At 52.1% G+C, this 11,942-nt stretch carries 11 protein-coding genes and 2 pseudogenes; 6 read left to right on the forward strand and 7 right to left on the reverse strand.

The features are described 5' to 3' along the window. Positions 1-124: 124 nt before the first annotated feature. On the forward strand, positions 125-385 hold the full coding sequence (locus METMK1DRAFT_RS17355; protein WP_172634095.1) for a hypothetical protein: 261 nt from the start codon (positions 125-127) through the stop codon (positions 383-385). Between the two features lie 170 nt (positions 386-555). Here the strand turns inward: METMK1DRAFT_RS17355 and METMK1DRAFT_RS03760 are convergent, their stop codons facing one another. Together METMK1DRAFT_RS03760 and METMK1DRAFT_RS03765 are read right to left on the reverse strand one after the other, a co-directional pair. Further along, positions 556-2,094, reverse strand: a complete 1,539-nt coding sequence (locus tag METMK1DRAFT_RS03760; RefSeq protein ID WP_009071067.1) for a hydantoinase B/oxoprolinase family protein — start codon at positions 2,092-2,094, stop codon at positions 556-558. Then, the gene (locus METMK1DRAFT_RS03765) at positions 2,091-4,043 is read right to left on the reverse strand and encodes a hydantoinase/oxoprolinase family protein (protein ID WP_009071069.1); all 1,953 of its coding nucleotides are present in this window, start codon (positions 4,041-4,043) and stop codon (positions 2,091-2,093) included. Before METMK1DRAFT_RS03765 ends, METMK1DRAFT_RS03760 begins: the two co-directional genes overlap by 4 nt. Positions 4,044-4,269: 226 nt before the next feature. Here METMK1DRAFT_RS03765 and METMK1DRAFT_RS03770 point away from each other — a divergent pair, with 226 nt between their 5' ends. Then, positions 4,270-5,253, forward strand: a complete 984-nt coding sequence (locus tag METMK1DRAFT_RS03770) for an MFS transporter (protein WP_009071071.1) — start codon at positions 4,270-4,272, stop codon at positions 5,251-5,253. Here METMK1DRAFT_RS03770 and METMK1DRAFT_RS03775 read toward each other — a convergent pair. From METMK1DRAFT_RS03775 to METMK1DRAFT_RS03780, 3 genes are all read right to left on the reverse strand, one after another. After that, positions 5,239-5,427 carry a hypothetical protein gene (locus METMK1DRAFT_RS03775; RefSeq protein ID WP_009071073.1) on the reverse strand — a complete coding sequence of 63 codons (189 nt, stop codon included), beginning with the start codon at positions 5,425-5,427 and terminating at the stop codon, positions 5,239-5,241. The two genes, METMK1DRAFT_RS03770 and METMK1DRAFT_RS03775, sit on opposite strands and share 15 nt — an antisense overlap. 597 nt (positions 5,428-6,024) lie before the next feature. Next, the gene (locus tag METMK1DRAFT_RS17360) at positions 6,025-6,162 is read right to left on the reverse strand and encodes a hypothetical protein (protein ID WP_155812282.1); all 138 of its coding nucleotides are present in this window, start codon (positions 6,160-6,162) and stop codon (positions 6,025-6,027) included. Positions 6,163-6,294: 132 nt separating this feature from the next. Beyond that, entirely contained in the window at positions 6,295-7,806 is a 1,512-nt protein-coding gene (locus METMK1DRAFT_RS03780) for an APC family permease (RefSeq protein ID WP_009071075.1), read from the reverse strand. Between the two features lie 76 nt (positions 7,807-7,882). Between METMK1DRAFT_RS03780 and METMK1DRAFT_RS03785 the strand changes: the two genes are divergently transcribed. Next, a complete protein-coding gene (locus tag METMK1DRAFT_RS03785) occupies positions 7,883-8,893 on the forward strand; it encodes a DeoR family transcriptional regulator (RefSeq protein ID WP_082230008.1) in 1,011 nt (336 codons plus the stop codon). A 35-nt stretch (positions 8,894-8,928) separates the two neighbouring features. Here METMK1DRAFT_RS03785 and METMK1DRAFT_RS18850 read toward each other — a convergent pair. Continuing rightward, positions 8,929-9,116, reverse strand: a pseudogene (locus METMK1DRAFT_RS18850) (hypothetical protein). 208 nt (positions 9,117-9,324) lie between these two features. Between METMK1DRAFT_RS18850 and METMK1DRAFT_RS03790 the strand changes: the two are divergent. Together METMK1DRAFT_RS03790 and METMK1DRAFT_RS03795 are read left to right on the forward strand one after the other, a co-directional pair. Next, entirely contained in the window at positions 9,325-10,020 is a 696-nt protein-coding gene (locus METMK1DRAFT_RS03790) for a creatininase family protein (RefSeq protein ID WP_009071079.1), read from the forward strand. Positions 10,021-10,261: 241 nt separating this feature from the next. Beyond that, complete coding sequence (locus METMK1DRAFT_RS03795; RefSeq protein WP_082230021.1) at positions 10,262-10,918, forward strand: cysteine hydrolase family protein; 657 nt, start codon at positions 10,262-10,264, stop codon at positions 10,916-10,918. 47 nt (positions 10,919-10,965) lie between these two features. Here METMK1DRAFT_RS03795 and METMK1DRAFT_RS15505 read toward each other — a convergent pair whose 3' ends face one another. Next, positions 10,966-11,367 (reverse strand): HD domain-containing protein, encoded by a 402-nt coding sequence (locus tag METMK1DRAFT_RS15505; protein ID WP_009071083.1) that lies wholly within the window; start codon positions 11,365-11,367, stop codon positions 10,966-10,968. Positions 11,368-11,675: 308 nt separating this feature from the next. On the opposite strand from METMK1DRAFT_RS15505, the pseudogene METMK1DRAFT_RS18855 reads away from it, so the two are divergent. Continuing rightward, positions 11,676-11,942 (forward strand): annotated as a pseudogene (locus tag METMK1DRAFT_RS18855) (IS256 family transposase); the annotation flags it as partial.

Below are 11,942 nucleotides of genomic sequence, written 5' to 3' on the forward strand. Positions count from 1 at the left end.
TGCTCCTCAGAATTTGTAGTACCCCCTCCGACTGCCCGTACGGGCAACTACCCAGTTCCCTCTTCGGGCTGAATCCTTTTTCATGTTAACAGAAATGTTTTTATATTTGTTTATTACGACTTTATTGATAAAAGGTGAACTCTCACTCGGTGTGGGCTCTGCCCGAAGGGGTGGGAGTGATCTGGGATGTGAGTCCCTTGCCATGAGCTCGAAGAGTCCCGTGACCCACCTAACCTTGAAGTCGGGTAGGTTGTTGAGGACTAAGTCCCTACACTCCATCATGATTGAACATAAGATGAGTGAAATGAAAGTGTGGGGACAAACGGTGGGAGTCACTTCAGTGCCTGTGGAGTTCCTGCCTCTACCCTTAAGCAAGGCGGGGTAATGAAGCAGGAAGCTCTTCAGGTCGGGTAGCTCACGTTAATGGTCAAGAGGGTCTAACGCGTCAATGTCCTCAACTCAGCGTTCATTGGAGCGAGTCTGGGTTAGGACTTCGATGATGACCTTCCAGGCTCCCTGATCCGTGATGCCAGGTTGCAAGAGCTGATTAAACCCTCACCCTGGACTACCGTATCCACCTCCTCCAGGAGTCTCAACCACGACCTCATCTCCTTCCCTGAGAAGTACAGTGAACTTACTTGGCATTTCCCTTCCTGACACCAGGGCCTTTCCTGGCTTACCTCTCTCCCCTCCGTTGAGTCCCCACGGACCTAACCTGAACCTGTCAGCTAAGATGGAGAGTTTCGTGGGGTAAAGAACCCTGAATCCCCTGACTATTCCGTCACCTCCCCTGTACTTTCCCCTCCCTCCACTTCCCTCCCTTATCATGTACTTAGTGAAGAGGATGGGGAACTGTCTCTCAGCGATCTCTATGGGAGTGTTGAGGGTGTTGCTCATGTTCACGTGTACAGCACTCTCCCCATCGCCGTTAGGTCTGGCACCGCTCCCTCCTCCTACGGTCTCATAATATGACCAATATTTTCCCCTCACCACTCCCCCCATCATGATGTTCATCATGGTACCGTGGGGAGCTGCTGGGACCCTCTCCGGTAAGGCCTTAGAGAGAGCTAGGAAGGTAACGTCGGCTATCCTCTGGGAGGTCTCAACGTTTCCTCCCCCTACGGCAGCCGGCTTCCTGGGATTCACCAGGCTCCCCTCCTCCGCTGAGACCTCCACCACGGAGTAGAAACCGTCGTTGGTCAGCACGTCCTCCATCATGCTCCTTACAGCAAAGGATACTGAGGAGTAGGTCACACCTAGGACGGCGTTGAGGGGTCCATCCATCTGCTCCTGTGTTTCGGTGAAGTCTGCCCTAACCTTGTCCCCTATCTCCAGGGTAACCTTTATCCTAAGGAAGTCCTCACCCCACTCCAGGTAGTCCTCAGCTTCATACCTCCCCTTGGGCCACCTCTCCAGCTCCTTCCTCACCATCCTCTCCGTGTACCTCAGTGTCTCCTCCCATCCCTGGGTTAACATCTCCCTGCCGTACTTGTCCACCAGTTGCCTAACCCTCTGAATTCCCAACCTATTTGAGGCCAATTGTGCACTGAGGTCGCCTAGGGAGTACTCGGGGACCTTGAAGTTCTCCCTGATCATCTTCAGCACGTCCTTGACAGGAACACCTCCCCTCTCTACCAGGACTGGAGGAATAACGAAGCCCTCCTCGAACAAGGTTGTGGCTGAGGGGTTTATGCTCCCAGGCACCGGGCCTCCTACGTCCACATGGTGGGCCTTGTTCACCGCATACGCTAATAACTTCCCCTCCACGAAGATTGGCGTAAGCACCCCCACGTCGTTTAGGTGAGTTCCAGATATGTAGGGGTCGTTGAAGAGGACTGAGTCACCTTCTCTCAGTTCCATCCCCTCCCTCTCCAGGTAATCCAAAACGTTCCTTACCCCTACCCTGAAGGAACCCAAGTGTACTGGTATGTGCTCAGCCTGTGCCACTATCCTCCCGTCTACGTCCACTACGGCACAACTGTGATCCATCCTCTCCCTTATGTTAGGGGAGAGGGCACTCTTCTTCAGGGCTACTCCCATCTCCTCAGCCACGAACACTGTGGCCTTGCTCAATACCTCCCACTTCACCTTCAATCCCTCCTTAAGACTAGGGAGCCGGTCTCATGAACTTCCCCTCTCCACCCTTCCTTCACCAGGGTAGTGGAACTGTACTCCTCCACCACCGCCGGCCCCTCCAGCTGATAACCCATGGGTATCTCCTCCCTCTTGAAGACCTTCACCCTCTCCCATGAGTCCTTCAGGAACACTTCCCTCCAGGTGAAGGGGGGATCTCCGGATTTCGCCTTGGGTCTGGGGAGGGTGAAGGGGAGACCGGGGATTACAGCGAAGGACCTTATGGTAACTACCTCCACTGGTCTATCCAGGGTGAAGCCGTACGTGGACAGATGCTTCCTCTGGAAATCGTCCTCAATCCTCTTTGGATCCCCTACTGGGATCGTGAGTTCCCACCCTTGGCCCTCGTACCTTACCTCGGCGTACCTCAGGAAGTACTTGGTCTCTGGAACCCTCCTCTTCAGTTCCCTCTCCATCTCCAGGAACTCGGTCTCTGGATCCTTGGGGTAGGACCTGGAGATCTCGAACTTCCTATCAGCGAAGAGCATCCCGAGGGCGCTGAACAACCCAGGATGAGGGGGAATGACAACCTTGTTTATCCCCATCTCCTCAGCCAAATCCAGAGCGTATTGAGGTCCTGCGCCTCCGAAGGCGAACATAGTGAACTCTGAGGGGTCGTGACCCCTCTCAACGGTGACCAGCCTTATGGCCCTGGCCATCTCCAAGCTGGCCAAGGATATGGCGTCCCTAGCCACGCTCACAGGATCTCCCAGTTCTCTGAGGCCCTTGAGGGCCAACTCTCTGTTTAGCTTCAGACCCTCAGAGAGTGTGTCCCCTATCCTTCCCAGAACTAGGTTGGCGTCGGTGAGGGTCGGTTTGTTCCCTCCCTTGCCGTAGGACATGGGGCCTGGGTCTGCCCCCGCACTCAACGGACCTACCCTGAGGGCACCTGCCTCGTCCCTCCAAATGATCGTCCCCCCGCCTGCTGAGACCTCGGCCAAGTCCACGAAGGGGAACCTAACAGGATAGCCTGAACCCTTAACCAACCTCCCGTAGTGCGTCCTGCCTCCCACCTCGTAGTCCTGGGTCGTCTCCACCTCATGGTTCACAACTGTCCCAGCCTTGGCGGTAGTTCCCCCCATGTCGAAACTTATGGCGTTGGGTTCTCCCATGAGCCTGGAGAGTACCGCAACTCCCACTACTCCCGCGGCAGGCCCCGACTCTATGACCTGAACCGGTCTCCTCCCGGCCTCATCCACGTCGATGAGACCTCCAGAGCTTGCCATGATGAACAACTCCGGCTCGCCCTTAGTCCTCAGGGACTCCCTCAAGGACTCCAGGTATCTCCTCATGACCGGCATGAGGGCTGCGTTCACTACCGTGGAAGAGGTCCTCTCGTACTCCCTTGGAGCTGGGGAGACCTCGTAGGAGATGGACACATATTGAAATATCCCGCTGGAGATCTCCTTCGCTCTGAGTTCGTTCCTGGGATTAGCGTAGGAGTGGAGGAAGGATATGGCCAGGGAAGTGGCTCCCCTCCCCTTGGCCTCCTTCAGTGCCTGAGTCAGTTCCTCTTCCCTCAACTCCTGGAGTACCTCTCCCGAGGGGCCTGTCCTCTCGCTCACCTCAAACCTGAGTTCCCTGGGGACTAGGGGAGTTGGCTTCCTGAAGAACGGGTTGTAGAGCTCCGGCCTGTTCTGTCTCCCTATCTCTATGACGTCCCTGAAACCTCTAGTTGTGATCAAGGCCACCCTGGGGAGTTCCAGGTTCACCTGACCTAGGAGGGCGTTCGTAGCTATGGTTGTAGCGTGAACCACAGTGCTCACCTTTCCCAACCTGGAAAGTCCGTGCATGACTCCCTCCTCCGGTGCCTTAGGGGTGGTAGGACCCTTGTAGAGTATCATGTTCCCTGACTCGTCAAGGGCCACAATGTCTGTGAAAGTTCCTCCTACATCTACCGAGACGATCATGGTGTTAATAGATGTTCACTAATAAATAGAGTTAGCTCTCAAGTTGTGAGTGAAATTACCTTCGTCTTAAGATATAATACAAGGAAAAAGCCAATGTTTTTAAATTCCTTTCAACAGTACTCTCCCCATGAACAAGTTAACAATCTCGGCGTCCATGATCGGAACTATAATCGAGTGGTACGATGTATTCATATTCAGCTCAGGTGCCTTCTAAATCGGGGAGGAGTTGTTTCCCTCCAAGAACCCCTTGGCTGCAGTTCTAAACGTACTCCTGATCTTCGCCTTGGGATTCGTCACGAGGCCTGTGGGGGCACTACTCTTCGGTCACTTCGGCGACAGGAGAGGGAGGAGGTACTCCCTTCTGTACACACTCCTCATCTCTGGTATCTCATCGGGGTTGGTGGGACTACTCCCTACGTACCAACAGGTGGGGTCCATAACCATAGTGTCGCTGGTTATCCTAAGGCTCCTACTAGGCCTGGGGTTGGGAGGAGAATGGGGAGGAGCTGTACTGCTGACGGTGGAGAACAGCGAGGGAAGGAGGGCCTTCTACACTGCCTTCATTCAGTCCACCGTTGGAATAGGTCTGCTCCTGGGTAGTCTCGTCTTCCTGGGGCTGAGCACGACGCTCTCACAAGCGGAGATGCTGAGTTTTGGGTGGAGGATCCCCTTCCTCTTATCTTTCCTCATGGTAGGGATTGGCCTGGTCATCAGATTGAGGGTAGACGAGACGGCACTCTTCGTGAGGGTCAAGGAGAGGGGTATGTTACTCTCCTTCCCCTCAGGCGAGATGTTCAGGAAGTATTGGAGAGAACTCCTATTGGGTACTGTGGTGGCTGGAGCCCTGGGAACTGTATTCTACGTAGGAGCGATCCTTCTCCTAGTCTTCTACAAGCTCACTGGGGCAATCAGTTCCTCGCTGTCCTTTGAGGGAACTGCCCTCTTCGCAATCGCTGACATAGTCATGGTGTTCGCTGGAGGATGGTTGGCCGACAAAGTGGGGAGGAGACCCATCCTGATTTTAGCGAACCTCCTGGCACTGATCACGATCTATCCTGCCTTCATCTTCAGGTCGGTGGACTCCTTCTTCCTGATGCTCCTACTCTTCGGGATCTACCATGGGATGGGTTACTCTCCCCTCGCAGCTATGGTCTCTGAGATATTCCCAACCAACGTGAGGTACACAGGTGCGTGTTTACCCGTGGCGTAACTTACCTTCTTTAATTACTTCTAATTCCACCACGGGCACCCCTCTTAAGGGATCATACAGGGTCACCCTTAACTCATTGGGGCTAGTCGAGGGAAACACCGCTACCCTCCCATCCACACTTTTATCACTCCCCAAACCTCGTGAGCAGTGCCCGTCATCAGTTAGGGGGATCATCAATAAAAACTACTTCGGTGATACTATATAAACACAACTTGTCAAAACGATATTTAGATGATTAAAAATAACGAGTAGTTACGTAGAAGCGTTACAGTCTTCCTCTTATCAGTTCGGAAATTCCTTCCTTGGTGGGCCTGCAAGTTACGTCTCCGCTGACTTGGGAAGTGTGAACTATCTCCTCTATCCGGTATACACTGTGGTGCTGGTAATAATTACGCTAGCATTTCTGGCGAAGTCCAAAGAAAGTAAGGGCGTAGAGCTGGCCCAGTGAGGAGGAGATGAGCAGGACTCCGTCACCTCAATGATTCCCCGGGATGGAGGGTCCAGAATTTAGAGGGCACCAGGAGATGACAAATACTTCCCTGACCTCCCCCTGGTAACTTCGCTACGGCCGTGAGCAGGGCGAGGAGAGAGACCTGCTGGCTGAGATGAGATAGATCAAATATTTTTTAGATGAGTGATTTTGGGTCTACCGCAGGGATGGGATATTTCATTCATTGAATCATTAAAATTATTTCGACTTGATTCTGACTTATTTTCGTGGAGGTGATTTTGGGTCTACAGTTCAGGGCGTGGAGGAGCCATACTTTTCGCTCACGAGGCCCTCCACGTAGTTACACAGAATTTCACCCCCGTCCAGTCGGACTCCGACCCCTCAACTCTCCGCAGTCTCATGCTCGACTCCCCCACCTTCCTTAGCATCCCTTTAGCCACGACCTCGACCTCAGTCACCTTCCCCGTCTTCCCCGAAAGTTCAGGTAGGAGGCTATCTTATTCATGATCAGAATGAAGGGGACTATCGGGGCTTTACGACTCACTTGAACCCCCATTTCTATTAAGTGCTATACGAAACGGCTAGGGACATCACTCCGGCGGGATCTCGCTAAACACCGTTTCCAGCTTAATTCCCTCCCTCCTCCTAACCGTCCTGGCTATCCAGTATATCACCGCCCCACTTCCCACTAACGTGAGCAGGTAACCCGTCCCTATCCAGTTTACCCCTTGACTGGACACTACCCCGAAGTAGGGGTTTATGAAGGACTCGTACGCCAGGAAACCCATGAAGGCCATCGATAAGACCCCGAGGGCTGTCAAGATCCTGTTACCCTCCCTTAATCCGACCTTCACTCCAGTCAAGCCCACCAGGAAGAGGTAGACAGCAGCCAAAGGTGTGTAGGCATAGAGGGACTGGGCTCCGTTGACAGAGATGAGGGGCACGGTCAGGAAGGCCAGGGTAATCACTAGGTCAAGGAGGTGAGCAAAGTAAGGGGAGGATGCCTTGTTCAGCTTGGCGAATACGGAGGGGAAGACCCTGTCGAATGAGAAGGCAAAGATGTACCTCGCGAAGACCACGACTCCGAAGGCCATGACGAAGAAGTTCCAGGCTATAAGGCCAAGCCCTATCAACCACTGTAGGGGGAGTGGCGACACCGCTATGGAGGCAGTCCAGAAATTGTAGGAGAATGTTGGATAGAGGGAGGAGTTGAAAGAATACCCTCCCACCAGGTCCATGACAAGGAACGGTAGAGTTATCATGAGGGCGGTCATGATGCTACTCAGTATCAAGTTCCACTTTAGTGAACCTTCCTTCGCCTCTGCGGACACAGCAGGCCCAGCGTAAAGCCAGATGTACGCGAAGGAGGCAAAGTAGGGGATCATATATATCGTCGAGTACAAGCTGAAGTTGGGGCCCTCATATGGAGTGTAACTGAGGCCTTCATCCTTGACGAACCTGAGCACCGCAGAGTGAAACTCTCCTGCGTTCACCGCTATGGCCAAGAGGGCGATTAATAAGGTCACGGAGGAGAAGACGCCCAACCACGTTGTCAGGGAGAATCCCCACCTGGGCCTCATCACGTTGACCGCCACTATGACGGAGAAGGCTACTGCTGCTAAGGCGTATATCAGTAACTCCTGGTCCAGGCTCAGGGTACCGTAGGGGTTCACGAAGACGTCGTTGGCTAGGTAGACTAGGGATTGGATCCCGTTGAGTTTCCCTATTTCGTAGAGTACCGCGTTTATGGCACTCACGGAGAAGAACGCTGAGAGAGCGAAGAAGGGGGGCATGTTGAACGCTAGGGCTATCCCCATGACGCCCCCTAGGGGTCCGTTGAGCTTCCTGGACAACCAAACGTAGTCTCCACCGGTCCTAGGCATCCTCATGAGGAGCATGGTGTAGAGCAGGACCAATGGCAGAGATATGAGGAAGGTGAGTAGGGAGGAGAGCCACAACACAGCCCCTGGGATTATGTAGGGGAATATTCCCTGGAAGACCGCCAACCCTGCCCCCATGTTGGCCACGTTGAGCATTACCAGATCCTTGAGTGTTGCCTGTTTCACAAGACCTGAAGACCGTCTGAGGAAGGGCGCGCCCATGGCGAGAGGTTATAATACTTAAATAACTAAAAAGTGATCTATTCGGACAATTTCCACAGATAAGTAAGGGGAGTGAATGCAAAGAATGCCGGAACCCATAAGGAAAGTCCTCCTACGTTCCTTCAAGGGTGGGACAAAACTGGATAGCCTCGTCAGGGAGAGGCTTCACTGGTACGGTGTAGAGCAGGTCACTGACCCCGAGAGTGCCCAGGCCGTCCTGGTGTTAGGATCAGATAGGGATCTCCTCGAGACTTTACAGACCATGGGGGACAGACCACTACCGTTGCTTCACGTGAGCCCACCAGGTTACACGACATTCTTTTCTTCCCTAGAGTGGGAGAAACTGAACGAAGGACTGGGCACTGTGGTGAAGGGTAACTACGAGCTGGAGGAGGTTATGAGACTTAAGGTGGTTGTGGATGAGGACTCGACGTTCTTCTCGCTGAACGAGGTGGGCCTCTTCTCCTCAAAGAGTGCTGTCCTCTTGGACTACCTGCTGGTGATAAATGGGGAGAGTGTATGGAGGGACGTGAGCGACGGTGTCATAGTGGCGACCCCCACTGGTTCCACTGCCTACGCCCTCTCTGCAGGGGGACCCATGATCATGAGGAACTCCAGGGTTCTGGAAATAGTGCCCGTGAACAGCGTTAACCCCCTGAGGAAAACCCTGGTCTTACCTGACGATAGCGTAATTGAGATAAGAGAGGTGGCCAGTAAGGTGGGCTGCGAGATAGTGGTGGACGGCGTGGTGAGACACAGGGTGAAGAGTGAGGTCACCATGACCAAAGCTGAGAGGGGAGTAACGTTCATAAGGTTGGGGAGGAGGTTGACTGACTCCATAGAGAGGAAGGCCAAAATAACCATGGAATTGGCCGAGATGCCACCCAGTGCCAAGTTCGTGTATAAGGTGCTAGAGATGCAGGGAGAGGCGTCAACTAAGGAGTTGGCCAGGCTGACCGGACTTTCAGAGAGGACAGTCAGGTACGCTCTCTCCATACTGGCGGAGAAGGGACTTGTGGAGAGGGCCGTTAACATAAGGGATCCGAGGTCAAGAGTGTACATCTCATTACCTAAAAGGGGATCCTAAAGGACATGACTTGCCACGAGTGTTTACCCGTGGCGCTACTTACCTTCTTTAACCGCTTCTAATTCCGCCACGGGCACCCCTCCTAAGGGATCGTAACGGTCACCCTCAAGTCCTTGGGGCTAGTCGAGGAAAACTTCAATACCCATCCAACTTCTCTCTCCCATCCTCGTGAGCAGTGCCCCTCACCAGTTGGGAGATCATCAAGAGAGAATTCTTGGGTAATACTACATGAACATGACCGACGCCAAAACGATATTTATAAAATTGAAAATAACGAGTAGTTACGTAAAAGAGTTACAGTCTAGAGTATGGTCCTGTAGTCCTAAATCCTTTAAGAGGGCTTGAGGTCTTTCAAGATCGCTCATAGACCACTCCTCTCCCGAAAACTCACATTAAGATAAAAGGTTCATCCCCCATTTCAATGGGGATACATGAAGCTCCTGGAAGTAATTAAGGGTGAACTGACCTCAGGGATGGTGGGCTTACTCCCCGTGGGGAGTGTCGAACAACACGGTCCACATCTTCCCTTAGGGACTGACTCCTTAATTGCTGAGACGGTAGCCAGGAAAGTGGAGGAACTGGAGGAAAAGGTCCTCCTCTTCCCAACCCTATACTACGGATGTTCCACGGAACACGGTGCGTTGCCTTACGTGGGGGTAAGCTATGAGACCCTTCTCAAGGTGTTGACGGACATTGCTGAGAGCTCGCGCAGATTGGGACTCCTCGGGCTGGTCATAGTGAACGGGCACGGTGGTAACGAGGCCGTCTTGGAAGTGGCGAGTAGGAAAGTGAACTTCGGGGGGAAATTCAAGGTCTTAGTGGTTAACCTCCAGGGAATAGGGTCCCACCTGTTTCCAGGGAAGGACCTCCACGCTGGATCCGTCGAGACATCTCTGGTCAAGAGTGTATATCCAGACCTCGTTAAGGACAACCTTATACCCAAGGGTGAGATGAAGTTCAAGGAAGGAGTCTTCGAGACCATAACCGCGGATGAAGGCGGGCAGGACGGGGTTGTGGCCGAGGGAAGGATTTACGCAGATCAGGAGAGGGGGAGGAAGGTCTTGGAGGAAATGATAAGGAAAACAATGGAGGCAGTGAAGAGGATAATGATGATCCCAGGGACGTGAACTTAACGTCTCTCATGTGAGGTGCGGTAACACCAATGTCTCTTCAGGGTCTACGGGATCCCTCAATTATCGACAGTAGTTATGGAACTTTACGTCAACTGTGGCCTCGCAGTCAAGGCGAAGTTTAATAACTGCTGTATCGGTAAGCCTTGCCGCCACTGCCACTACTTACATGAAGAATTTGCTCAAATATAGAGCATTTTTAGTGCTTGGACGAGAAGATATTCCCTGGGTCTCATCCATGGGTCTCCACCACGGAGACGAGCTGAAACACCTCTTCGAGGGAGTCAGCGTCAACTTGAGCGACATATATAAGGACAGTAAGAGGCCATTCGTTTACGACAAGAGGAGGAGGTACGCTGTGGTCATCATAGACATGCTCAACGATTTCGTTTTGGGAAGACTGGGAAATGAGAGGTTCAAGTCCATTGTGCCCAGCATAAGAGAATTATTGGATTGGGCCTCGGAACACTCGGTTCCCGTCGTATACTCCAACGACTCCCACAGACCTACGGACTTCGAGGTGAACAGGTGGGGGGAACATGCCATAAGGGGTACTTGGGGAGCGGAGGTCGTCGAGGAACTCAAACCTAAGCCTAAGGACTTCGTGGTTCCTAAGACGAGTTACTCAGGGTTCTTCAATACGGATCTCGATTCGGTCTTGAGATCCCTCTACGATGGAGAAGGAGCTAACACACTCATTCTCTCCGGACTTCATACTGACATATGTGTAAGGCACACTGCAGCAGACGCGTTCTTCAGAGGGTATGAATTAATAATTCCTTTTGACACAGTCAATAGCTTCACTGATGCGCAGCACTTGTTGGGACTGAAGTATCTCAGCTATGCGTACCTGGCAGACGTGGTTCCAGTGAAACAGATCGTGAAGGGTCTTTGAGGGGCTTGGTTGATTCCTTACCAACCAAAACCATAGAACCTTAACGATTAGGACCCACGGAGGCTAACTCGTTGCCTTTCTAGGATAATTTTCTTATATTTCTTTCTCAAGTACAAGGCTTCATATAAGTGTTTATACTCAGCACGAGAGGACACATTCTTCAGTTTAAATAGCAAGGCGTCATCCGTAAAATTAACGAGCTTTTCGCAGTCCTCTATTTCCTCTCTAGTTATAATATTATCGTCTATCATCTTGGCAATCGTATACGCCATTATTCCGTTCATAATGCCTATAACGGGATGGTTATATACAGCGCTGTACATATGGTACCTCGCAATTAGGAAGTGTTCTAGGTCGTCCCTTCCTTTGCTATCAAAGATATACTTCCCGTCACTATTTATTTCCATCACCTCCAGCAACCTATCTAACGGTATAAATCCGTATTTCACACAAAATAATAAGAATCCCTCTGTAGGTAGTCCAGCCTATCCGCATCTAATGTCGATGAGACTATACTCGACTCCACCTTTGAGGATTTCTTAACATATATTTCTTCCTTTACCTTAGCTAGCTCATCAAATCACATACAGTCCTTCAAAATATGAATGCCCATGTACTCGTGGAATTTAGCTGTCTTAAAATCAGCATGGGCGATTCAGGGCTCCATTGCGATTTCTATTTGTTTCTATAGAATGAAAGTGACTTAATTGATCCTACGTCAGTAACACTAAAAAGGGGACGAGCGCTAGGTCATACCATGAGACATCTATTTTATCACGTGGTGACCTCGCTCGTCCCCGAGTTACTTGGGAAGGACGCGCTATTAAATGAAACGGTGGCTGAGATGGAGAGGAGGGCCCTGGAGGAGGCGGAGAGGACCTCCCCCAGGTACGTCAGGGGGAAGGAGGTGAGGAGGAGGGGTTACGCCAGGTACAGGTTCTTGAAGGGGTTCAAGGTCTCCCTCCTGGGGAGGAGGGTAGTGTACGGGCTGGAGTGGGTCACGGTGAGGTTGCCCGTGCTGTAC

It is taken from the genome of Metallosphaera yellowstonensis MK1, from assembly GCF_000243315.1.
Taxonomy (GTDB): Archaea; Thermoproteota; Thermoprotei_A; order Sulfolobales; family Sulfolobaceae; genus Metallosphaera; species Metallosphaera yellowstonensis.